Here is a 24,343-nt window from a genome sequence, read left to right as displayed (position 1 = left end):
AGATGAAAAATAATTTACGAGAAATTATTCAAGGAATGAGTCAATCATCTGAACAACTTGCTGCATCTTCCGAAGAGTTATCAGCAAGTGCTGAGGAAACAACAGCGGCGACAAATCAAGTCGCAACTTCAATTACAGATGTTACGCAAACGATCGAGTTACAAGGTGTGAAAACGGAGGAAAGTGCTGAAGTCATTGGTGAAATCGTAAATGGTATTGTCCAAATTGCTGAAAATGCCTCGATTGTTTCGGAATCAACAATGGAAACAATGAACCAAGCAAATATTGGTAGTGAATATATTGAAAAAGTAACTTCATAAATGAATACCATTTATCAAGCTAATATAGAAACAAATAACGTTATGCAAAGTTTAGAAAAAAGATCGAATGAAATTGGCCAAATTATTATGCTCATAACAGATATTGCCGATCAAACAAACTTACTTGCATTAAATGCAGCGATTGAAGCGGCTCGAGCTGGGGAACAAGGAAAGGGTTTTGCTGTTGTCGCTGATGAAGTGAGAAAGCTTGCAGAAGAATCAAGAAAATCAGCAGGTCAAATCTCTGAAATTATTATGGCAATCCAACAAGAGACTGTAAAAGCTGCTGAGATGATGAGTAATGGAAGTGTGGAAGTGATAAATGGGAAAGAGCTAGTAGGGGAAACGAGAAAAACATTCCTAGAAATCTTAAAACTTATTGAGAATTCGAATGCGGGTGTCCAAGAATTATCAGCCATATCAGAAGAAATGTCTGCAAGCGCACAACAAGTAGGTGTTGCAGTGGAGGAAGTTGAGAAACTCGCGAAAACAACATCACAAAGTTCTAGTGAAATCGCTGCAGCAACAGAAGAACAACTGGCAACAATGGAGCAAATTAGTACTTCTGCAATATCTTTAGCAGACTTAGCGGAACGTTTGAGAGAAATGGTAACGAAATTTAACTTATAAATCAAGTGAAAAAGTAAAATCGAAGTTGATTTTGCGATAAAAACCTAAGCGTGCTTTTAGTAGAGGCATTCTTAGGTTTTTTAACTTAGCGAATAGGAAAGTAGAAATTTTCTAATAAGTATATTTTATGAGTTCTAAAACCATACATGCAAAAAGAATATGTATATGGAAACTACCGCACGGGAAATACGTGTAACGGTATTTTTAACCTAAGAAAAATGAAAGCGGATAATCACAAACGACGGAAAAATGAAAATGTTAGACAAATCTGTTGACAATGATAATGATTATCATTAAAATTGTAATTGATAATGATTATCATTTTTAATGGATGATAGATTATAAGATTAAAACAGTTCAAATCTTTACTGTAAGCGACTTTAAGACGATTGATAGCTAAATGAGTGAGAAGTTTTCTCATCGATTGAAACAATATACATGAGATTTTCAAATACACATGAAAGTGAAAAGCGCCTATGAAGAAAAGATATTTAATACTGACATTACTCATACTATCGTTGTTATCCCTTTTTATCGGGGTGTCGAATCTTTCGCCAAAAGATATTTTCCACTTATCGGATGAACAGTGGCAAGTACTTGTCATTGGACGAATTCCAAGGCTCGTAAGCATCATTGTCTCTGGTGCATCATTAAGTATCGCAGGACTAATTATGCAAAGTCTCAGTCGTAATAAATTTGTATCACCGACAACAGCAGGAACGATGGATTTTGCACGCCTTGGAATTTTAGTCTCATTAATGTTGTTTGCAAGTGCTGGTTCACTTATAAAGATGCTTAACGCTTTTATATTCGCCTTAGCAGGTACATTTCTCTTTATGAAAATATTAGAGAAAATTAAATTTAAAGATGCAATCTTTATCCCATTAGTGGGGTTAATGTTAGGAAATATTGTTAGTTCAATCGCAACATTTTTTGCTTATCGTAATGATTTAATTCAAAATATATCAGCATGGTTAATCGGTGACTTTTCAATTATATTAAAAGGAAAATATGAATTAATTTTCATCAGTGTCCCACTACTCATTATCGCTTATTTATATGCAAACAAATTTACAATTGCAGGGATGGGAGAAGACTTTTCAAAGAGTTTAGGATTAAAATATCGACAAGTTGTTAACCTAGGTTTAGTCATCGTCGCTCTAATCACTTCATCCGTTGTACTAACGGTTGGGGTTATCCCGTTTTTAGGCTTAATCATACCGAATATCGTATCAATTTATAAAGGGGACAACTTGAAAGAAAGTTTAGCTCCAACAGCTTTATTAGGTGCGATTTTTGTTCTGTTTTGCGATATTCTTGGAAGAGTGATTATTTACCCATATGAGATTCCAATAAATTTGACGGTAGGAGTAATTGGTAGCGCTATATTTATTTACTTACTATTGAGGAGACAGAAACAATGAACTATAAAACGAAAACGTGGATTTTAGCTGCTCTTTCTGTCATTTTCATCGCTCTCTTTTTATTCACAGGTATAACTGGAAATTGGGAATATATATTAGAGAGAAGGTTATATAAAGTTGCTGCCATTGTATTAACAGGTGTTTCAATCGCCATTGCAACCGTCATCTTCCAAACGATTACACAAAATCGCATATTAACACCGAGCATTCTAGGTTTAGATTCTTTATATATGTTAATCAATACGGTTATTATTTTTATTTTTGGTTCTACGACATTAACGACAACAGACCGTAATATTCAGTTTATTCTCATCGTAGCGATAATGATCATTTTTTCTGGACTATTATATCGAATGATGTTTAAAAGAAATGCTCAAAATATTTACTTTCTATTACTAATTGGGTTTATTCTCGGTACATTTTTTGAAAGTTTTTCATCATTTATGCAAGTGTTAATTGATCCGAATGAGTTCCAAATTGTGCAAGATCGAATGTTTGCCTCATTCAACAATATTAATACAGATGTTTTGCAATTAGCATTCATCTTAACGGTTATTGTTATTTTATACTTTATGAGACTATTTAAGTATTTAGATGTCTTATCTCTCGGTCGAGATCATGCAATTAACCTTGGAGTAGATTTTGACTATGTCGTAAAAAGGTTACTCGTCATTGTAGCTGTGTTAATTTCAATTTCAACGGCATTAGTAGGTCCAATTATGTTCTTAGGTCTTCTCGTATCCAATTTAACGTATGAGTTTTTAAAAACATATAGGCATTCTTATTTACTAGTTGGTGCAAGCCTTTTTAGTGTTGTTGCATTAGTCGGTGGTCAGTTACTCGTTGAAAGGATTTTTACCTTCTCAACGACAATTAGTGTCATTATTAACTTTATCGGTGGAGTTTACTTCATATACCTCTTGTTAAAGGAGAATAAGTCATGGTAGATATTAAACAGGTAACAAAAAGGTATGGAACAAAAGAAGTCATAAAAGATGTTTCGGTCAATGTTGAAAAGGGAACAATTACCTCGTTTATTGGACCGAATGGTGCTGGAAAAAGTACATTGCTTTCTATGGTAAGTCGACTTATTTTAAAAGATGAAGGAGAAATTCGTATAGACGGAGTTGACATTACGAAAAAGAAGAGTCGTGATCTTGCTAAGAAAATCTCAATTTTAAAACAGTCAAATAACGTGAATTTGCGTCTAACTGTACGGGAACTTGTTTCCTTTGGTCGTTTTCCATATTCACAAGGAAAACTAACGAAAGAAGATTGGGCCCATGTCAACGAAGCAATCGAATATATGGAGCTTCAAGAAATCGAGGACCGCTATCTTGATGAACTAAGTGGTGGACAACGACAACGTGCTTACATCGCTATGGTTATTGCTCAAGATACAGAATATATTTTGCTTGATGAACCTTTGAATAACTTAGATATGAAACATTCCGTACAAATTATGAAAACATTAAGAAGACTTGTCGACGAATTAGGCAAGACTGTGCTACTTGTTATTCATGATATAAATTTTGCTTCCGTTTACTCGGATCATATCGTCGCATTGAAAAATGGTCGTATTATAAAACAGGGAAAGACAGACGAAATTATTAATCGGGAAGTTTTACGTGAAATATATGATATGGATATGACTGTGAAAAATATTCAAAATTGCCGGTTCTGTTTTTACTTCTCTTAAAGAATGGCTAGAAAACTATTTCATAATGAGTGCATACATTTATGGAAAAATGGGAAAGCCCGCTGGTATTGGCGGGCACAAGTAATACATCCGAATTTAATTGAAAAAAATAGAATATATGTCAATACGGGTGGGGTTGCGCGCAAATAAATATCAGTATTGACACATATTCAAAAATAAAAAAGATAAATTTAACCACGAAAGGCACGTGGTGTAAAGATGATGTAACTCTATTTTACCATGAAATGACGTAGTTTTGTCCAATAAGTTGCTTTTTCAAAAAAATAAGGGGTGTAATAGAAATGAAAAAATATTACCTTTCATTAATTATATTATTATTAACAATTGGACTTGTCGCATGTGGGAGTTCCAATGAATCCAATGGTTCAAACGGGAAAAACACAAGTGAACCAAAGAAAGAAACAAGTGAAGAATTGACAATAAAGCATGAACTAGGTGAAACAAAAGTAAAGAAGAATCCTAAAAAAGTTGTCGTTTTCGACTTCGGTATGCTTGATACGTTAGATAAATTAGGTGTGGAAGTAACAGGTGTTCCTCAATCAGGTACAGTTCCACCTTACTTATCAAAATATGCTGATTCAAAATATATTAATGTTGGAAGCTTAAAAGAACCAGACTTCGAAAAAATTGCAGAAATTGATCCAGATTTAATTATCATTTCTGGCCGCCAAGCTGAATTATATGAAGATTTAAGTGAACTTGGCCCAACGGTATATGTCGGTTTAGATTTTACAAAATATATGGATTCCTATAAAGAAAATGTTGCAATGATAGGGCAAATTTTTGGAAAAGAAGACGTAGTTAAAGAAGAATTAGCAAAAGTCGATGATCAAATTGCGAAAGTGAAAGATGAAGTAACAGGACTTAATAAAAACGCCTTAATCATCTTAGCAAATGAAGGGAAAATTAGTGCGTACGGTGCTGGCTCACGTTTCGGCCTCATTCATGATGTTCTTGGATTTACTCCAGTTGATCCAAAAATTGAAGTAAGTACACATGGACAAAGTGTATCCTTTGAATATGTTGTAGAGAAAAATCCGGATTATTTATTTGTCATTGATCGAACAGCAGTTGTAGGTGGAAATACAAATGCAAAAGATCTTATTGAAAATGACTTAGTAAAAAATACAAAAGCATTTAAAGAAGGTCATATTATCTATTTAGACCCGAATTACTGGTACTTATCAGGTGGAGGACTTGAGTCTGTTCCAGCAATGATTACTGAAGTTGAAAATGCAATTAAATAAAAAATGAAACAAGAACGCTTGGCTCAAATAAGAGTCGAGCGTTTTTTAACATGAGTCAGGACGATGACCTAGAAAGTATCATCTAAACTCGAGCGTTACATTTTTTCATAAGGAATTAGTATGCTATGATGGAAAAGAAATTCCAATTTAAGGGGTAATCACATGAGAAAAATTCATAGTCATGTTATTGAATTTCGCGGAACACATTATGATTTTGGTTTTCTACAAGGCGAAAAAATAAAAGACTCTATTCTTGTGAAAAACCGCGAAAAGCAATGGAAAGTGAGAAAACCAAGATTTACGGTGCCAGAAGAAGAAGTAAAAAAAGCAATTACGAATGTTGCACCAAACATTTGGGAAGAAATTCTTGGTTTACAAGCAGCTCTCAAATGGCCAATGGAACAAGTTTTACGTGAGTTCGGTGGGTATCGCGTACAATATTATAAATCAGGCTGTTCGGTCGTCACAGGTGATCATTATTTAGTTCGCAACTATGATTATCACCCAAAAACGTATGATGGACGCTTTACTCTTTTTCAGCCGAGCGATGGTGGTTATGCTATTATTGGTCCAAGTCAAAGAATAACTGGTCGAATGGATGGCCTTAATGAAAAAGGGTTAGCGATGGGATATAATTTTATGAACCGAAAAAATCCTGGTGATGGATTTGTTTGTAATATGATTGGTCGACTCATTTTAGAAACGTGTGCAAATATTGACGAGGCTGTCGCTTTATTAGAAGAAATCCCACATCGTCATTCGTTTAGCTATATTGTTACCGATAGAAGTGGTGTAACAAAAATTATTGAAACCTCACCGAGAAAGGTTGTTGTTCGTGAGGGATATGCGTGCACAAATCATTTTAAAGTAATGCTTGATGAAAACCGCCACCATTTAGTCGATTCGAAACGTCGAATGGAAATTATTGAAAATGAGTATGCAAATTTAGGGGACGCAAGGAAAGCTTTCCGATTGTTGAATGATACGGATAGAGGAGTGTTCTCTAAACTTTATGGGAGTTGGGCGGGCACCATCCATACTTCAGCCTATTTCCCTACAGAAATGAAAGCTTGGTTTGCTCTCGGAGGGGATAGGGAACCGGTAGAAATTGATTTTGCAAAGTGGTTAAGTGGTGAAAATCTCGGAATGGACTATATTTACGGAGAAGTAGACACAGAAGTTCCATTTGTTCATTTAGATGATGGGGCATGGAAGTTTCGTAATTGACTTTGATTGGGAATTGGTAAATGAGAGGGAAAGGCTCATCATGACAGACAAAATGAATATCCTCGTTCTATGAACTAAAATTTCAGGGAATCGGTGAATAACTTGCTTATAGAGAAGTCTATGAACGAAAAATGTAGTGAAGCCGTTAAAACTCGTCCTATTCAGCCAGTTGAAAAGCTTAAAAACGAGCAAAACCTGACCAATCAGACGGGCGACCATGTTTTCCAATCATATTTTAAGGTAAAATGCAATTAGATAAAATTACACGTAGAAAGGAGTCCCAGCATGAATACAAAATGGACAGGATACATCGGTACATATACAAAAGGAGAAAGTGAAGGCATCTATTCATTTGTCCTTGATACAGAAAAAGAAGAGATTGTAAACGTGAAACTTGTAGCCAAATTAGCCAATCCTACATATGTTGCTGTGACAAAAGATAATCAATTTTTATATGCTGTTGCAAAAGACGGGGAAAGTGGTGGGGTTGTCGGCTACCAAATTAACGAAGAAACACAAGAACTTAAAATGCTAAACAAACAAATATCAGAAGGGTCCGCCCCTTGTTATGTGGCAACAAACAGTGACCAAACGGTACTTGTTGCTGCATATTACCATCGGGGAACCGTTGAATCGTATACACTCGATCACCAAGGACTTCTCAGTGAACGAAAATCAAATATGGCTCATATAGGATCTGGACCAAATAAAGAACGCCAAGAAAAACCACATGCGCATTACATTGATTTTACACCGAATGAACAATTTGTTGCTGCGATTGATTTAGGTGCCGACCAATTAATTACTTATGAGGTCAATGACGGAAAATTAAAGAAAAGACAAGCTTTAACACTTCAAGCAGGTTGTGGACCACGCCATTTAACATTCCACCCGAATGGACGATTTGCTTATTTAATGACCGAGCTAAGTTCAGAAATCATCACTTTGGAATTTAACGAAGCGGACGGAAGTTTTAATGAGTTGCAATACATTTCTACAATTCCAGAAAACTTTACGGAAAATAACCAAGGTAGTGCAATCCATATTTCGTCTGACGGAAAATTCGTATATGCAAGTAATCGCGGCCATAATAGTATCGCTATTTTCAGCGTTCAAGAAGGGGGGGGACACCTAACCTTAGTAGACATTGTTTCGTCTGAAGGGAATTGGCCACGAGACTTTAACTTTGATCCGACAGAAAATTATTTAATTGGTTCAAATGAACAAAGTCATAATCTTGTCTTATATAAACGAGATAAAAACACTGGGAAATTAACTGTACTGCAAAAGAATATACAAGTCGGTCATCCGGTTTGTATAAAGTTCTTAAATAAATAAGTGTTCGTATATTGAAAATGATAAAACGGACGCTGTCACAAGTGAAAGGTTCTTTATGTTCTTTTCTTAAAAAAGGAGCCCGTCTTGCTTCAAATACAGTAAAAAAGCACAAGAGACAAATAAAATTATCTAGTGAATGTTTTTATAAAAAAGGAAGGACTTAAATGTAAATGAGTTGCTCTCACTTGATTTAAGTCCTTTTCTACACTTCAAAAAATAGGCAAACGATTATTACTGATTAAAATTTTTATCCCTCATAAAGACATCCTCATGTATCTCAATTAATAAATGATTGATTGCCTCCTCATCTGGTGTGTCACGTAGTTTGGATGTCGCATTAACTTCCTTTAACTGATTATCATACAGCTCTATTAATTTTACTGCTTCTGAAAAAGTATATTTACCTAAACGACAGTCAAGTAGTTCCTTTCGATTTGGCCGATACGTACGAAAATCTCCTGTTTCTAAAATTTCAATTGCGCTCGTTAACAGTCGAATCGTATGCATAAACGATTTGAAATCATATTCAGATTCACTCGTATATCCCTTTTTCAATTTCTCCATTTGCGAACGTGCATAACCAGCAAATTTCGGGTAAATGAGTTTCGATAAAAACAACTGTCGTGCTCCAATTAGCTTCCGTCCAGCATCAGTTAATTTCACATAATCACAATCACGCATAAAAAGAAGTTCAATATTATTCGGTACGCCTTTCATCGCATCTTGAGCAAATTTTACGAGGTGCGAAATGGTTATATCGACATCATCTTTTGTATTACGAAAGTTTTTTCCACCACTAGAATTATACTCATTAAAACCTTTTAAACCAAAATAATAATCAATCGGAGGAATGCAAATCCCTTTATAATCTCGATCAGACGTATCGATATTTGTCCCGTACGCATAACTGCCTGATACAGAAAGAAGAATCGTTCGCTCTTCTAACCAAGGGAAAGTTGAATAGTTCAAGTTCAAACCACCTCCACATGACGCTTATATTTGTTCACATCATGCTTTACGAAATAACTTGCCCAATGTTATTTCGTTTACTCCTTTTCGCCCAAATAAAAAGTCCACCCTTCCTAGAGTGGCATAAGATTTCAAAATAAAACACGATATGAACTTAGCTTGGATTGAGCCCTATATACTCATAAGCGTAACATCTATATATTAGTAAGAGTTATCTGTAACCCTTAATCAAGACTTTACAAATTCTTTTAACTTTCCCAATAGTGTTTAGGGGATTTTTCTTAATATAAAATAAAAAGTAGGGTAAGGTGGGATTTTGATAAAAAGGAAAATTGATCAGTTTAGATGAAAACTAATCTAAAGCAATGTTAAAATAAAAATGGTTTTGTTGAAGCTCTTAAGAATTGTAACTGTGGGGTGAAATTATTGATTGAGTATTTAAGGTTCAGCATTTTAGCTGAAATAGTAAAAATGGTAAAAATAAAGAATAATTACAAAGGGTAATATAACGAATCGTTCGGAGGGTGAGAAAATGTTCAAGAATGTCTTACAATTTGTTATTAGTATATTTCTCTAAAGTATTTCAACATTGTTAACTAGGTACGAAGGGAGTAATATCATTTATGATTCTCTTGAATGGGAAAAATCAACTCCTTTTACCAATATGCAAGACATTCATATTATAAGCGGTAGCGAGATTAGCCAACTTGATTATTTTGTATATGCAGCTAAATTTTATCCGCTTTTCCCTGCACTCATGTTTATCAGTGTTCTTTATATCTATGCATTGGTAGTTTTTATTTTAAAAAAAAGAAAATACCAATTTGCTTTTGTCTTATCAATAATCGGCATCATTTCACTAAGTTTTGTAGGGTACATCCTATATAAACCTTCAACATACGGTGGAAGGATTTTATTTATGCTGACAATGATTGGAATAATGGCCTATATCATGATTAGTTTGTTTATCTATGTACAAGTAAGAAAGAATGGGAAGATACTGGTGAATTAATATTGTACGAATTTATTCATCGAAAAAAAGACCACACCCGTAAAGTGGTCTTTATCTCAAATGAAACATACGCTGCGAAATTTTGAAATCATGAAATGTAGGACTTAAGAAAATGCATTCGTACGCAAAATTTAGGAGAGACAACAACCGTCTAAAACACAAACTTTATTCGTTTTTCCTGCACGTCCCATACGAGTTTTGCGGAGAATTCTTTTTCTTTACTTTTAAATCCTTTAATTTCATCAGTTACACCGTCTGCCAATAATTTTTTCACTTGGGTTTGTGTAATACTTTTACCGAGAATTTTTTTGGAAATGGTAAAATTACATTTATTCTTCTGGTAGTTCGTACAACCATAAAAGCTACCTTTATCGACTACTTGTCCATCACAAAATTTACAAGTACCTAGTTTTCTTGGGGGAACCTTTCCTTTTTTATATTCACGAGGAACGAAATCTTCAACAATATTTGCGTCAAATGTCCATTCCACTGCTTGTTTGGTCGTCTCTGCGACAAGGTGAGTAATCATCTTATTCGTCAATTCAATAAACTGTTTCGCGTTTGCTTTCCCCTCGGAAATCTCCTTTAATCGCTGTTCCCATTTTGCCGTCATTTCTGGAGAGGCTAAAAGTTCCTTACCAATTGCTGTAATTAAAATTTTTGCTTTTGCTGTTGCGTAAACGAGATTTCGTTTAATCTCAATATATTTTCGAGACTTTAACATAGTGATGATCCCAGCACGAGTTGCTTCTGTTCCAAGTCCTTCTGTTTGCAACAGTACTTTTTCCAGCTCTTTATCCTCGATATGTTTTCCTGCTGTTTTCATTAAAGTGATTAACTGTCCTTCTGTATACCGCTTTGGAGGTTGTGTTTTACTTTCTTTTACTTCAACTTTTTTAACCGTACCTGTTTCTCCTTTTTCCAATAACGGTAATTCCGGTTCTTTTTCCTTCTCATTCGTTGGAATAACTTTCCGCCAACCTTCTGACACTTGTACTTTTCCTTTTGATAAAAAAGTCGCTCGTCCATCGACAAGTGTAGTGACTGTCGTATATTCATAAATAGCTTTTTCATAATGTGCAGCAAGTAAACTTCGAATAATTAAATCATATAGTTTCTGCTCATCAGCACTTAACTTACTCGGATCTTTTACTTGTTCAGTTGGAATAATCGCATAGTGATCGGTTACTTTTTTCTCATTCACATACCGTTTATTATTACGAATGGAAGCCACTGGCAATGGGAAAAATTCCGCATAGTTTGATAGATGAGCTATTTTCTGCAAAATGTCTGGGAACATATCGGCCTCCCCAGGTGTTACGTAACGTGAATCAGACCGCGGGTAGGAGACGATTCCTTTTTGGTATAAACCTTGTAATACATCAAGTGTTTTTTTCGGTGGAAACTTAAATAATCGGTTCGCTTCAGCTTGCAATGCGGATAAATTATATAACATTGGTGGTTGAAATTCTTTATTCTCCCGTTTAATGTTTTGAATTGCGGCATCCTTCCCTTGGCAAAACTTTGCGATATTAGTCGCCATTTCAGCTGTTTTAATTCGTGAATCACCGTCAAGCTCCCATTTTCCTTTATATTTTTTTCCATTCATTAAAAATTCAGCAACGACTTCCCAAAAAGGCTCAGATACAAATTGCTCAATTTCTAGTTCTCGTTTCACAATTAAAGCGAGTGTTGGGGTTTGCACACGCCCAACTGAAAACACATCGGAAAATCCTTTTTCTTTTAATAAAATACTATATAACCGTGACGCATTCATTCCAACAATCCAGTCACTACAAGCTCGAGTATAGGCTTCGAAATATAAATTTTTCGTCTCCGTTTCATCGAGTAGATGACGAAACCCTTCTTGAATCGCTTTTGGGGTTAAGGAAGAAATCCAAAGGCGTTTCATTGGTTGTCGCGCCTTTGTAAGCCGTAATATATTGCGAACAATTAACTCACCTTCACGTCCAGCATCTCCAGCATGAATGATCTCGGTGACGCGGGAATCATGGACTAAATTTTTTATGATATTGAATTGTTTTGCTTTATCTTTTGTTACTTGGTATTGAAATTGGGATGGAATCATCGGTAACGTGTTTAATGTCCATTTTTTCCATTCGGGGTTATATTTTTCAGGGGGAACGAGCTCACATAGATGACCGATAGCCCATGTGATAAAGGCACCATGGGGAAAAAGATCGTTTGGTAAGATTTCAATATATCCTTGTCCTTTTTTGTTTTTAAAAACAGAAGCGAGTGTTCTTGCTTGGTCTGGTTTTTCCGCGATAATTAACTTCATCTTTCTTGTCGCGACCTCCGTTTCTACTACTTGACTATGAATTTATTATAAAAGTTGCAGAAAAAAATACAAGTGATTTCATCATTTACGTTGGGAGACCCGACTTTAGTTGGTTGAGTCCGTTGACAGAATGAAAGGGAAGATATAAGCGTTCGATAAAATGTTCCTGTTCTCAATCACCATTGGAATAATTGAAGAAGTTGATTTACAATAAAGAAGATAACGATTAAGGTCTACCTCATGAAGTAGGCGGTGTGCTACCTGTAAAATGTTTGATAAAATGAAGTTGGAGGAGGGGAAAGAATGAAGAAATCTTTACAAGGAACAACAACATTACATAATGGAGTGAAAATGCCATACTTTGGACTTGGTGTTTATAAAGTTGAAGATGGAAACGAAGTCATTCAGACCGTAAAAACAGCTTTAGAAGTTGGCTACCGAGCGATTGATACAGCCGCTCTGTACAATAATGAAGAGGGTGTCGGACAAGCAATTAAAGAAAGCGGTATTCCTCGAGAAGACCTCTTTATTACAACAAAAGTTTGGAATACAGATCAAGGTTATGATAATACATTAAAAGCGTTCGATACAAGTATGAAAAAACTGGGCCTTGATTACCTTGATTTATATTTAATCCACTGGCCAGGTAAAGATAAATATGTTGAAACTTGGCATGCGTTGGAAAAATTGTATAAGGATGGTCGTGTCCGGGCAATCGGAGTAAGCAACTTCCATATCCATCATTTACAAAAACTAATGGAACAGTCGGATGAAAAACCTGTAATTAATCAAGTAGAGCTACACCCGTATTTATCACAAAAAGAATTAATTACGTTTTGCCAAAACGAGGGGATTGCTGTTGAAGCATGGAGTCCACTAGGTCGAGGGCGGTTACTAAATGATCCAACATTAGTAGAAATTGGGAAGAAATACGGAAAAACAGCTGCGCAAGTAACTCTACGTTGGCACTTACAAAATGAAGTCATTGTTATTCCAAAATCCGTTACACCGTCAAGAATTAAAGAGAACGCAGAGATTTTTGATTTTGAATTAACAGAAGAAGAAATGAAAAAAATTGATTCATTAAATAAAAATGAACGAACTGGAAAAGATCCGGATGAGTTTCTTTTCTAATTACATTTCTCTATTCAATGAAGTTCCGACCTGTGATTCGTATGAAATACATTGAGATTAGCGTTGGGCATCTAGAAAGTCATTTTTTCGGCTTTTAGATGTCCTTTTTATGTCTTAAAATTTATGATATTTCTCCATTGTTAAACGATCAAGTGATAAAAAACGGTCATTTTTTATGAAAGCAATGATAAAGTTGTGTGTAGAAGGAATCCTTTTAAACAAACAGAAATATGAGCGTAATAAGTATTAAAAATGAGGGAAACTTATGAATAAGTGAATAACTATATTTTTATAAAGAGGGTTCAAATGAGAAGGAAACGTAATATTAGAAATAGGCACCTTATTTTAATACTAAGTATTATCTTATTAACCATTTTCAGTAAATCTTGGCGTGAGATTCCAAAGTTTTATAGGAATATGGTTTATGTCAGTTCAATGAATGCAATTTATTATATCATTTGTAAAAGACATCTTGTTTGGGAGTTCGTCCCAACTGGGATTAGTTGGATGTTCATTAGAATGGTCCATATACTAATCATCACTCCACTAATCGTACTCGTATTTTTATCGAAAATGCCAAGTACGTTGTTCATGCAATGTATTCATTTTGTTAAATGGATAATTATTAGTACGGCTGTTGAATATTTCATACATAAAAAGCACTTAATTCTTTATGCTCATGGTTGGAATGTTTTCTGGTCAGGAGTCATTTACGCAAAGATGTTTTTGTATAGTCATTTGTTTACGAAACGACCAAAATCCATATTCCTGCTTTCTTTCTTTTCAATGACTTTTTTTATCATAAAATTTAAAGTTCCATTGAAAATAAAACACATTTCAAAGAATTTTGAGCCATTAGTTGATATGTATTATCATACAAAAGGAGGGATTCTTTTTACGAAGCGTTTTTTTGGCAAAAAAAGACTATTTTAGCAAATAGGAAAGTAAAAATCTTCCAATTTCTACTTTCCTAATACATATAACGCACAGGATCAAACAGCTATATCAAAGCCGATAAACTCTCTTTTCGTCCTATAGGCTTAAGCGACTTGAGTTTACTTTATTTTTCACCTAATAAATCTGGAAAATCATCTAAATAAGATGCCTCCACTTGTACTTTTTCTAGTGTCAACGGATGGGTGAAAGATAAATATTTTGCATGTAACGCTTGACGGTAAAAAACGGGTTGGCCTCCATACAGCACATCGCCGAGTAGGGGATGACCAATATGGCTCAGATGAACCCGAATTTGATGGGTACGACCAGTATCGAGTCGGCAAAGAATTTGGCTCTGATTATTCCTTGCATCAAAGGAAATCACTTGATAATGGGTAATCGCGTCTTGACCATTTTTCGAAACCCGTCTTCTCGTTGGATGATGTCGATTGCGACCAATCGGAGCTTGTATTGTTCCTCTCATTTTCTCAAACTTACCGTGAACAACGGCTGTATACGTTCGTTTTATCCGCCGTTCCTCCAACATTCGATCAAGGATGCTACCGACAAATGAAGACTTTGCAAATAAAATTGCACCACTTGTATCTTTATCGAGACGATGAACGTGTTGCACCTTCCCGCGTTCGTTTTTTTCTTGTAAATACGATACAATCCCGTTCGTCAATGTGTTTGTCTCATCTCGTGTGTTTGGATGGGTTAATATGCCAGCTGGTTTATTTGCAATTAACAAAAAATCATCTTCATACAAAAATTGAATGTCTTTTTTTGTACGAGAAAAATTAGCATGATGTTCATTAAAAATATTTTCAATCAACATACAATCACCTGAATGGATTACTTCTGAAAAAGGAACAATGCGTTCATTCATTCCAATCGCTTTATCCATGCGCAACTGGTGAATCCTTTTCTTTGGTAGTTGCCACACTTCTTTAAGTAATTGTTCAATTGTCAAGCCATCCCAATCGTCTGGAATGATTAATTGCAAATGATTATTCACTTTTTTTGTCTGAACCATTTTATCACCTAATATGTAGTTTATTCGTAGTTTGGTTAAATTTAGGGAAAATTGTTGTAAAAAGGCAAGTTTTTCTTAAAATCTACCAAAATCTAACTGTTTTTATCTATAGTACCTAAAATTTCCACGGAGTCCTCTCTTGTTCAACTATCGAATAACTGTTATCTTATACACAAAGGGTAATCATTAAGACTATGATCCCAAATTTGTATAACCACTACTTTTAGAAATAGTGACAAAGGTGGGCTGATATTTTGAAGATTGTATATGCTTCAACCTCGGAGCAAGAGAAAAAAATTAATTCTTTAGTTGAGTATTTTTACTCTACTATTTTACCAAAGTATTTTAGCGATAAGGACATCAATCAGTTTATTCAAATGAATTTATTGAATGTTAGCGGTTCAAATGAGTTGTCTGGAACGTTAAAAGAAGCGTACCAAATTATTTCAAGTTTGGAAACGATTTGTTTTCTTATCGAATCAAAGAGCCTCAGAGAAGATAAGTATCAAGAGATGTTTGATAAAAATGTTCACATATTAAACCATCTTGGCTTATCATTTCCGTTTTCATACGAACAATTCCTTAGTGAAAAAAATGTATCAATGGAAATGGGAAGTATCCACGTAAAGGCTGCGAATCAATGGTTAGTATAGAAATGTGGTGATACAGTGATTAAACGTTTAGTGATCACAGGATATAAGCCCCACGAGTTAGGAATATTTAACCCCAATCATCCAGGTATTCCATATATAAAAAAGGCGATTAAGAAACAGTTAATTCCACTACTAGAAGAGGGGCTTGAATGGGTTCTTCTGAGTGGACAATTAGGTGTTGAAACATGGGCTGCAGAAGTAATTTGGGATTTACAAATGGATTATCCAGAACTAAAATATGCTGTAATCACCCCATTTCTTGACCAAGAAAAGAATTGGAATGAAGATAAGCGAGAGAAATACGAAGAAATTTTAATGAATGCAGATTTTCATTCGACAATTACGAATAAACCATATAAAGGACCTTGGCAATTTATTGAGAAAAACAAATTTTTTATTCGAAACTCAGACGCTTTACTTGCCGTTTATGATGATGAAAAAGCCGGTTCGCCACAATTTATATTAAAAGTAGCAAAAATGTACGCGGAAGAACATAATTACGAGTTGATATTAATTAACGCATATGATTTACAAGTTTTAATAGAAGAAGATATGTATAGTGATGGGTCAGCTTAAGAATAAGGTCTTTACTAAAATATTAATATGGTAACAAAACAGCGGGAACCTAGTGCAAGGTTACCGCTGTTTGGTTTTATTTTAACACATGTTCTTTAAACCATTGTTCATATTCTTCTTTTTTGGCATACCCATCGAAACGCGCCACTTCTTGTCCATCTTCAAAATGAATAATTGTCGGTGTCCCTTCTAAATGATAATCATCCCAACCTCTTTCATTTTCAAGTACATCATACATTTGTAAATCAATATTTAATTCCTTCGTTAAAGGGACAACAACTGGTGTCGCTTTATTACAGTATGTACATTCCGGACTATAAAAATAAACCGTTGTTGATTCACCATCTTTCAGTTTATCTTCTAATTCATTAGGTGAGATTGTGTTTTTATAATAATCATCATTATTTTGTGTTTGATTTAAAAAACCAATGGCGACAAAAATAACAATAATTATTCCTAAAAAGATAACGATTTTTTTCAACTGTTCATTCCCTCCATTGTTTTTCTCCAAATCATCATGCTTAATATAAAAATAATAATAAATGCCGTTAAAGCTAGAAAGGGGATTGTTATAAATCCAAACCAATCAATATATTGGGCGTGACAGGGGATACGACCGCAAAACAATGACCCTTCTTTCGTCAATAAAAATTTTTGTAGAGAATAATGATAAAGGGAAATAGAACCACCTATAGCTGACAAGATCATTGTGTAGAAGCTGATTTTCCAGTCTTTTTTTACATAAGCAATACCAAGTATAATCGTCAATGGGTACATGAAGATTCGTTGATACCAACAAAGTTCACATGGTTCAAATTTCCGGATTTCAGAAAAGTACAGACTACCAAATAATGCAATGACTGCGATAGCCCAACTGAGAAAAAGATACTGGTCAAATTTTTTATTTTGCAAAATACCACCCACTTTGAAAAAATGCTTATACATAAATAAAATGGAAATTTCTTATATAGAACTTACGATTATGACGAAGAGGTTATACTTCATCATACTCTTCTAATAAAGGGATAAACTTAAAAATATTTTAGCATATGTAAACAAAAACCGCTCTAATAAAGTATGGATAATTTGAATTTTTAAAGAAAAAATATAACTAAACATCGCCTGTTAAAACATTTGACTGATTTTTAGGGATTAGGAATATAAATTTTCCAATTGCAACTTTCCTATACGCATAAATCCAAATACGGTCCTTGGTTACCTATAGGCTCGAGCCTAGAGTTTTTTTAAAAAACTTTGTTGTTCTCAAGCAATCGTCACACTTTGGAAAATAGCACAAAAAAAAGACTGCTTATGAATATGTTATTCCGTAAACATACGCGAATAAATTCATAAACAGTAAACAGTGTTTCTTTCGTTTTTCACCAGTTAAACGGAATAGAGTACGTCTTGTTGCATAAGGGTTGCTTGATCATTTGCATAATCTACATATTGTAACAAATTATATAGATGCTCCTCTACAATCAAATCATCCTTTTGATAGTAGTAAGCGTGCAAAAAACGTTCAATTTTTTTCGATAAAATGTCATCCTTTGTGCGAACCATCAGTATTAGCAAATTATCCCATTGGGAACGATATGTGTAAAACAGTGCACGGTCATAATCTGCTTTGTTCATGTTGTCCCTCCTCGCTAGGAGTTAATAATAGTGTATGTCGAAATGAAGTTATCTTACAAAGTAAATCTTTACAAACATGACAAATAAGAAAAAAAGATTGAACAAGTATATTCGAGCATTTTCAACTGAGAATCGGCGAATACGAATCGCAGTGACAATGAAACATAAATTGGAAAGGGAACATCATCGTGAAAAGAATTCAACTGTTGATTATCTTTTTCATTTTTTTCCTAATGTTACCGAGACCCGGAGCCTCTTTAACATTCAAAAAGGACGATTACGACGTGAACGAGTTACAAAAAGACGTATCCAAGTTGAAAAATCAATACAATGATGTACTAACGATAAAGCAAATCGGGACAAGTCATTTCCACCATCCAATTATAGCGGTGAAACTTGGCAAAGGAGATCATTCGATTTTACTAATTGGTTCCCATCATGGAAGAGAGTGGATTACGAGTAATTTACTTATGGAGATGTTGGAGCAATATACACACGCTTATGTATCGAATCAAAAAATAGGGAAGTATGACGCAGCTATTTTCGATAAAGTTTCTATTTGGTTCGTACCGATGTTAAATCCAGATGGCATCCTCGTTCAACAAGGGAAGTTATTTAATCATAAGCTCTTACAGATGAACGAGGGAAGTAAAGATTTTAAACGGTGGAAAGCAAATGGAGTGGGGATTGACTTGAACCGACAATATCCAGCTGGTTGGGAGAATGTTCCAAGTAGCTTACAGCCATCGTTTATGGAATATAAAGGAAAAAGGCCTGTAGAGGCAAAAGAAGTGCAGGCCTTTGTAACATTTGTAAAAGAGATAAACCCATTATCTACCATTAGTTATCATTCGTCAGGACATGAGATTTTTTGGCAATTTGGGGATAGACAAGATATCGTTCGAGATTATTTTTTAGCAACAAGTATGAGTGAATTAACTGGATACTCTTTATCAACTCCACCAAAAGAAGCATTCGGTGCAGGATTTACAGATTGGTTTATCGAAACGTATGGACGACCTGCATTTACATTCGAACTAACCGATTTCAATAAAGAATCAAATCCGCCAATGACATACTTGCCAGAAGAATGGCGACGAAATCAATTTGTTGGACTATATCTTGCAACAGAAATGGCTGAATCTCTTCAAAGTAAAAGAAAGTGAAGGCTATCACAGTAAATGAACATATGAAATCAACAACATTTAGCACCGACCAGTTATGAAAGAAAGTGACTGGTTAGTGCTACTATATAAAGATTATTTAAACCTCTCCAACTTTGAGAAGAAATCAACAACGAATTGATAAAAAATTTTTTCAGAAGGGGCCAGTTCCCGATTTTTCGGGATAACAATACCGACCGTTCTTTTCACCTCTGGATACGTGATCGGTATTTTTTTCGTCATTCTTGGAATATTATTTATGAGTGTATTCTCTGGCAAAATACTAACTCCAATTCCAGCTGAAACAAGTCCCTTAATCGCATCAATATCTTCCCCCTCGGAAGTAATCTTCGGCATAAAACCAGCCATTTTACAAGCTTCGATGGCAATTTTTCTTAAAATAAAACCATCTGAAAACAAAACAAAGTCTTCATCTTTTAAATCACTTAAAACAAGTTGATTCCGTTCAGCGAGATGATGATGATGTGGTACGATGGCATAAAACTTTTCTGAGAATAGAATGTGAACGTTTATATCTTGATCTTCTTGTGGGACAGGACCTAAAAATGAAATATTAATATCACCATTTTTCACCGCTTTACTTAAGTAGGCATATGACCCTTGTCGTAAATGAAAATTAACGGATGGGAATTTTTTCTTAAAATTGGAAATGATTGTCGGTAATAAATTATTGACAAAACTAGAAGGATACCCAATTTTTATTGTTCCGTGCTCAGGATCTAAATACTCATCAACTTTTTCCTTTGCAAAGTCGATTGCTTGCAAAGCTTTTTTTATATGAAATAAAAAGGTCTTTCCAATTTCCGTTAGTTTTAAATTTCTACCAACTCGTTCAAACAACATAACACCAAGCTCATCTTCCAGTTTCGAAATTTGAAGACTAACCGCGGATTGAGCGACGTGTAAATGATCCGCCGCTTCAGTCATATGTTCCCGTTCCGCGACTTCAACAAAATACCGTAATTGTCTCAGTTCCACAGCTCTCCCTCCTTTCAATCGTAATTTGAGATTATTTATACTCATTATCATAAATGATTTAAATGAATTTGAAAATGGAAAAGGTTAAAAGATTGCATCGAATTCGGATACAATGTCGAGAAATAAAACCTTGCCATAAAACGAATCATCATTTTTGTAAAATCTTCATAAATTGTAGGTAAGGACACGAATAAAACACTACCTACTAATATAGAAGGAGGCGGAAACATGAGACAGGAAGATAATCTTGCTTTAGAGAAGGCAATCAGTGAAATTACAGAGATTGCAAAAGGGTTTGGACTCGATTTTTACCCGATGCGTTACGAAATTTGTCCAGCAGATATTATTTATACATTTGGTGCATACGGTATGCCAACCCGATTTTCCCACTGGAGCTTTGGTAAACAATTCTTTAAGATGAAACTACATTATGATTTAGGACTAAGTAAAATTTATGAACTTGTCATTAACTCAGACCCCTGTTATGCTTTTCTACTTGATTCCAATTCACTCGTACAAAATAAATTAATCGTCGCACATGTACTTGCCCATTGTGATTTTTTCAAAAATAATGTCCGGTTCAAAAATACGAAACGAGATATGGTAGAAAGTATGGCAGCAACAGCAGAACGAATTCGTCAATATGAGATTGAACATGGAAAAAAAGAAGTGGAATCGTTCATTGATGCAGTTTTGGCAATAGAGGAACATATCGATCCATCTCTCGTCCGGCCAAATCTTGCATGGTCAAAGGATGATATCGAATATGAAGAGGAAGAGTCTACTATTTCAACTCCATACGATGATTTATGGAATTTAGATAAACGGAACGAGGTAAAACCGAAAAAAACAAAAAAAATGAAGAAATTTCCACCACAATCAGAAAAAGATTTGCTTTTATTTATTGTTCATTACAGTCGTGAGTTGGAAGAGTGGCAGCGTGACATTTTAACAATGATTCGTGAAGAAATGCTTTACTTTTGGCCACAACTCGAAACGAAAATTATGAATGAAGGTTGGGCATCTTACTGGCATCAACGAATTTTACGAGAAATGGATTTAACAAGTGACGAAGCAATTGAATTTGCGAAACTGAATGCCGGTGTCGTTCAGCCTTCAACGACAAGTATTAATCCATACTATATAGGATTAAAAATTTTTGAAGATATTGAGAAACGTTATAATAACCCTACGGAAGAAATGAAAAAGCTAGGTATAAAACCAGGGTCAGGGCGAGAGAAAATTTTTGAAGTACGTGAACTTGAGTCCGACCAGTCCTTTTTACGAAATTATTTAACGAAAGAACTTGTCATGGACGAAGATATGTATCTTTTCCAAAAACAAGGAAGAGATTATAAAATTGTTGATAAAGAATGGGAGCATGTTCGTGACCAACTTGTCAATATGCGGGTAAACGGCGGATTCCCTTATATAACAGTGGAAAATGGAGATTATATGCGTAACGGAGAATTGTATTTAAAACATCACTATGAGGGAATTGAACTTGATCTTAAATATTTAGAAAAAGTAATGCCATACATTTACCAATTATGGGGTCGTAACGTGCATATGGAAACAGTCGTAGAAGAAAAGCCAATACTCTATAATTACGACGGTCGAAGTGTTCAAAGAAGATATTTGTAAAATAATTGAAGAAGCTGGTTTCTAGGTTTTTAGAAATCAGTTTTTTCATAAGGAGATGTTTCAATGATTTGGGTCTACTTATTAATCCCTGTCATCATCATTGGCGGGATTGCCGTTTATTTTGAGAAAAAGTCGGGTATGAAACCACCTACGAAAGTTAGAGAAAAACAAATTGATAAGATTGCTGAAAATAAACGAAACCACGAAAATCACCATAATGGAACATTTCAATAAACCCTCTTTAAAAAAATGTAACTTTACAAAAGCAGATTTTCCCCTCATTCTATTCGTTGGGATGAATGCATGAATGCAAGAAACACATTTGTATTTGACTTCGTATCATTCTTTCTATATAATATCCTCGTACAAACATATATTTATTCAATGATAGGGAGAGTAGTGGTGAATTTTCGTCTAAGCGAGCCGAAGTTGGTGAAAGTTCGGTACGAATGTCGTCATGAAGCGCACCCTTGAGAAAGTTTACTGAAATTAGTAGGTAAACTCGGGATAACCGTTATTTTTTCAAGCTGGCTAATTCATTAGCAAGTAGAGTGGCACCGCGAGCACAACCCTCGTCTCTATATATATTATAGAGATGAGGGTTTTTTTATCGTTTTTTAAGAAAAAATATAAAAATATGTATCTTGTTTTAAGGAGGAATTATGTAGTGGATGATAAAACAGTCGTTGTCTCACTAGTTCATGAAGCATTAACGAGTAAAGGAATCGAATCGTTATCAAAAGAATCAATCGAAAAAATGATTGAAGTACCAAAACAAATGGCATTAGGTGACTACGCTTTTCCTTGTTTCCTACTTGCAAAAGAATTGAAAAAAGCACCTCAACAAATTGCAATCGATCTTCAATCAACTATGCAACACCCATTCATTCAAAAAATAGAAGCAGTAGGTCCTTACTTAAACTTCTTTTTGAATAGAGAAGTAGTAGGTGCGGAAGTCGTCAGTGAAATTATTGAAAAACAAGGTGACTACGGTACGTTAGCAATTGGGAACGGTGAAAATATCCCAATCGATATGTCTTCACCAAATATTGCTAAACCTTTTTCTATGGGGCATCTCCGCTCAACAGTGATTGGTAATGCACTAGCAAACATTATGGAAAAAAGTGGCTATACTCCTGTAAAGATTAATCATTTAGGTGACTGGGGTACACAATTTGGTAAACTCATCACCGCTTATAAATTATGGGGAGACGAAGAGAAAGTAAAAGCTCAACCGATTCAAGAGTTGCTTTCCTTATATGTCCGTTTCCATGAAGAAGCAGAAACAAAACCTGAATTAGAAGACCAAGGCCGGGAATGGTTTAAGAAATTAGAAGATGGTGATGAAGAAGCAACATACTACTGGAATTGGTTCAAAACAGAATCATTAAAAGAATTCAATCGAATTTACGAACTTTTAGGGGTGAGTTTTGATTCATATCATGGTGAAGCATTCTATAATGATAAAATGGATGCAGTCATTGAGGAATTAGAAGAAAAAAATCTGTTAACAGAATCTGATGGAGCAATGGTCGTTTCGTTAGATGAATTTGATATGGCACCAAGTCTTATAAAAAAATCCGATGGGGCAACATTATACATGACTCGTGATTTAGCTGCGGCCATGTACCGGAAGCGTGAGTATGATTTTGCAAAATCATTATATGTTGTTGGTGCAGAACAATCACTTCATTTTAAACAATTAAAACTTGTATTAAAGAAAATGGGGCACGATTGGGCTGACAATATGCATCATATCCCATTTGGTATGTTATTAAAAGATGGGAAAAAGATGTCTACAAGAAAAGGAAAACTTGTTCTATTAGAAGAAGTTCTCCAAGATGCGATTGACCTTGCTTTAAAAAATATCGAAAGCCGTAACCCAGATCTTGAAAATAAAGAAGATGTTGCTCGCATGGTAGGTGTTGGTGCTGTCATTTTCCATGACTTGAAAAACTTCCGGTTAAATGATATTGAATTCTCACTTGATACGATGCTTACATTCGAAGGTGAAACAGGTCCATATCTTCAATATACGTATGCACGAGCATGTTCATTGTTAGAAAAAGCAAGTGGACAAACAGTTTCTTCTATTTCACCCGAAGCCTTTGGCAATGAAAAAGCATGGGCAATTGTATATTTACTAACAAAATTTGAAGAAGTGATTCAAGCAGCCTTTAATGAATTTGACCCTTCACGGATTGCAAAATATTTAATTGACTTAGCACAAGCATTTAATAAATATTACGGATCTGTGAAAATTTTAGAAAATGATGCACAACTAGGCGCTCGGTTACAATTAGTCGAAGCCATTACAGTTGTCATAAAAGAAGGATTACGTATTCTTGGTCTTGGTGCTCCACAAAAAATGTAGAATG

General features: G+C 34.8%; 23 protein-coding genes and 1 other annotated feature. Of the genes, 16 read left to right on the top strand and 7 right to left on the bottom strand.

All coding sequences use genetic code 11. The annotated features are described in order from the left end of the window. The first annotated feature begins 2 nt into the window (after positions 1–2). The 8 genes from BN2144_RS18145 to BN2144_RS18110 all read left to right on the top strand — a co-directional run bounded on the left by BN2144_RS18145 (position 3) and on the right by BN2144_RS18110 (position 7,906). Complete coding sequence (locus BN2144_RS18145) at positions 3–320, top strand: hypothetical protein (protein ID WP_050632363.1); 318 nt, start codon at positions 3–5, stop codon at positions 318–320. After that, a complete protein-coding gene (locus BN2144_RS18140; RefSeq protein WP_050632362.1) occupies positions 321–950 on the top strand; it encodes a methyl-accepting chemotaxis protein in 630 nt (209 codons plus the stop codon). A 476-nt stretch (positions 951–1,426) separates the two neighbouring features. Beyond that, positions 1,427–2,374: an ABC transporter permease gene (locus tag BN2144_RS18135; RefSeq protein ID WP_033829623.1), complete on the top strand. Its 948-nt coding sequence runs from the start codon at positions 1,427–1,429 to the stop codon at positions 2,372–2,374. Further along, on the top strand, positions 2,371–3,321 hold the full coding sequence (locus tag BN2144_RS18130; RefSeq protein WP_033829622.1) for an iron chelate uptake ABC transporter family permease subunit: 951 nt from the start codon (positions 2,371–2,373) through the stop codon (positions 3,319–3,321). The genes BN2144_RS18135 and BN2144_RS18130 overlap by 4 nt, the downstream gene beginning before the upstream one ends. Then, on the top strand, positions 3,315–4,073 hold the full coding sequence (locus BN2144_RS18125) for an iron ABC transporter ATP-binding protein (RefSeq protein WP_033829621.1): 759 nt from the start codon (positions 3,315–3,317) through the stop codon (positions 4,071–4,073). The genes BN2144_RS18130 and BN2144_RS18125 overlap by 7 nt, the downstream gene beginning before the upstream one ends. Before the next feature lie 302 nt (positions 4,074–4,375). Then, entirely contained in the window at positions 4,376–5,341 is a 966-nt protein-coding gene (locus BN2144_RS18120; RefSeq protein WP_033829620.1) for a siderophore ABC transporter substrate-binding protein, read from the top strand. Between the two features lie 162 nt (positions 5,342–5,503). Continuing rightward, entirely contained in the window at positions 5,504–6,568 is a 1,065-nt protein-coding gene (locus tag BN2144_RS18115; RefSeq protein ID WP_033829619.1) for a C45 family autoproteolytic acyltransferase/hydrolase, read from the top strand. A 285-nt stretch (positions 6,569–6,853) separates the two neighbouring features. Beyond that, positions 6,854–7,906, top strand: coding sequence for a lactonase family protein (locus BN2144_RS18110; protein WP_033829618.1), 1,053 nt, complete (start codon positions 6,854–6,856; stop codon positions 7,904–7,906). 231 nt (positions 7,907–8,137) lie between these two features. Here BN2144_RS18110 and BN2144_RS18105 read toward each other — a convergent pair whose 3' ends face one another. Further along, positions 8,138–8,875, bottom strand: coding sequence for a nucleotidyltransferase domain-containing protein (locus tag BN2144_RS18105; RefSeq protein WP_230199767.1), 738 nt, complete (start codon positions 8,873–8,875; stop codon positions 8,138–8,140). Positions 8,876–9,464: 589 nt separating this feature from the next. Between BN2144_RS18105 and BN2144_RS18100 the strand changes: the two genes are divergently transcribed. Further along, positions 9,465–9,887 (top strand): DUF4306 domain-containing protein, encoded by a 423-nt coding sequence (locus BN2144_RS18100; protein WP_050632361.1) that lies wholly within the window; start codon positions 9,465–9,467, stop codon positions 9,885–9,887. A 151-nt stretch (positions 9,888–10,038) separates the two neighbouring features. On the opposite strand, the gene BN2144_RS18095 is transcribed toward BN2144_RS18100, so the two are convergent. Then, a complete protein-coding gene (locus BN2144_RS18095) occupies positions 10,039–12,189 on the bottom strand; it encodes a DNA topoisomerase III (RefSeq protein WP_033829617.1) in 2,151 nt (716 codons plus the stop codon). Between the two features lie 303 nt (positions 12,190–12,492). On the opposite strand from BN2144_RS18095, the gene BN2144_RS18090 reads away from it, so the two are divergent. Beyond that, positions 12,493–13,323 carry an aldo/keto reductase gene (locus tag BN2144_RS18090; RefSeq protein ID WP_033829616.1) on the top strand — a complete coding sequence of 277 codons (831 nt, stop codon included), beginning with the start codon at positions 12,493–12,495 and terminating at the stop codon, positions 13,321–13,323. A gap of 1,060 nt (positions 13,324–14,383) precedes the next feature. On the opposite strand, the gene BN2144_RS18080 is transcribed toward BN2144_RS18090, so the two are convergent. Then, entirely contained in the window at positions 14,384–15,295 is a 912-nt protein-coding gene (locus tag BN2144_RS18080) for an RluA family pseudouridine synthase (protein ID WP_033829614.1), read from the bottom strand. 254 nt (positions 15,296–15,549) lie between these two features. On the opposite strand from BN2144_RS18080, the gene BN2144_RS18075 reads away from it, so the two are divergent. Next, complete coding sequence (locus BN2144_RS18075) at positions 15,550–15,948, top strand: YhcU family protein (RefSeq protein ID WP_033829613.1); 399 nt, start codon at positions 15,550–15,552, stop codon at positions 15,946–15,948. Between the two features lie 15 nt (positions 15,949–15,963). Beyond that, complete coding sequence (locus BN2144_RS18070) at positions 15,964–16,524, top strand: SLOG family protein (RefSeq protein ID WP_187367031.1); 561 nt, start codon at positions 15,964–15,966, stop codon at positions 16,522–16,524. A 76-nt stretch (positions 16,525–16,600) separates the two neighbouring features. Here BN2144_RS18070 and BN2144_RS18065 read toward each other — a convergent pair whose 3' ends face one another. The 3 genes from BN2144_RS18065 to BN2144_RS18055 all read right to left on the bottom strand — a co-directional run bounded on the left by BN2144_RS18065 (position 16,601) and on the right by BN2144_RS18055 (position 18,159). Beyond that, positions 16,601–17,005: a thioredoxin family protein gene (locus BN2144_RS18065; RefSeq protein ID WP_033829612.1), complete on the bottom strand. Its 405-nt coding sequence runs from the start codon at positions 17,003–17,005 to the stop codon at positions 16,601–16,603. Further along, on the bottom strand, positions 17,002–17,436 hold the full coding sequence (locus BN2144_RS18060; protein ID WP_033829611.1) for a disulfide oxidoreductase: 435 nt from the start codon (positions 17,434–17,436) through the stop codon (positions 17,002–17,004). The genes BN2144_RS18065 and BN2144_RS18060 overlap by 4 nt, the downstream gene beginning before the upstream one ends. Before the next feature lie 474 nt (positions 17,437–17,910). After that, the gene (locus tag BN2144_RS18055; RefSeq protein WP_033829610.1) at positions 17,911–18,159 is read right to left on the bottom strand and encodes a YhdB family protein; all 249 of its coding nucleotides are present in this window, start codon (positions 18,157–18,159) and stop codon (positions 17,911–17,913) included. Between the two features lie 284 nt (positions 18,160–18,443). On the opposite strand from BN2144_RS18055, the gene BN2144_RS18050 reads away from it, so the two are divergent. Beyond that, positions 18,444–19,325, top strand: coding sequence for a M14 family zinc carboxypeptidase (locus tag BN2144_RS18050; protein WP_187367030.1), 882 nt, complete (start codon positions 18,444–18,446; stop codon positions 19,323–19,325). A 93-nt stretch (positions 19,326–19,418) separates the two neighbouring features. Here BN2144_RS18050 and BN2144_RS18045 read toward each other — a convergent pair whose 3' ends face one another. After that, positions 19,419–20,321, bottom strand: coding sequence for a glutamate biosynthesis transcriptional regulator GltC (locus BN2144_RS18045; RefSeq protein ID WP_033829608.1), 903 nt, complete (start codon positions 20,319–20,321; stop codon positions 19,419–19,421). Positions 20,322–20,549: 228 nt separating this feature from the next. Here BN2144_RS18045 and BN2144_RS18040 point away from each other — a divergent pair, with 228 nt between their 5' ends. From BN2144_RS18040 to argS, 3 genes are all read left to right on the top strand, one after another. After that, positions 20,550–21,965 (top strand): SpoVR family protein, encoded by a 1,416-nt coding sequence (locus tag BN2144_RS18040; protein ID WP_033829607.1) that lies wholly within the window; start codon positions 20,550–20,552, stop codon positions 21,963–21,965. A 63-nt stretch (positions 21,966–22,028) separates the two neighbouring features. Beyond that, positions 22,029–22,199, top strand: a complete 171-nt coding sequence (locus tag BN2144_RS19965) for a hypothetical protein (protein WP_154665516.1) — start codon at positions 22,029–22,031, stop codon at positions 22,197–22,199. Between the two features lie 141 nt (positions 22,200–22,340). After that, positions 22,341–22,548: a binding site (T-box leader), on the top strand. Between the two features lie 84 nt (positions 22,549–22,632). Then, a complete protein-coding gene (gene argS / locus BN2144_RS18035) occupies positions 22,633–24,339 on the top strand; it encodes an arginine--tRNA ligase (RefSeq protein WP_033829606.1) in 1,707 nt (568 codons plus the stop codon). The last annotated feature ends 4 nt before the right edge of the window (positions 24,340–24,343 follow it).

Origin of the sequence: Bacillus andreraoultii (assembly GCF_001244735.1) — a bacterium.
GTDB classification, from domain to species: domain Bacteria; phylum Bacillota; class Bacilli; order Bacillales; family Caldibacillaceae; genus Caldifermentibacillus; species Caldifermentibacillus andreraoultii.
This window is presented reverse-complemented; position numbering and strand designations above follow the sequence as displayed.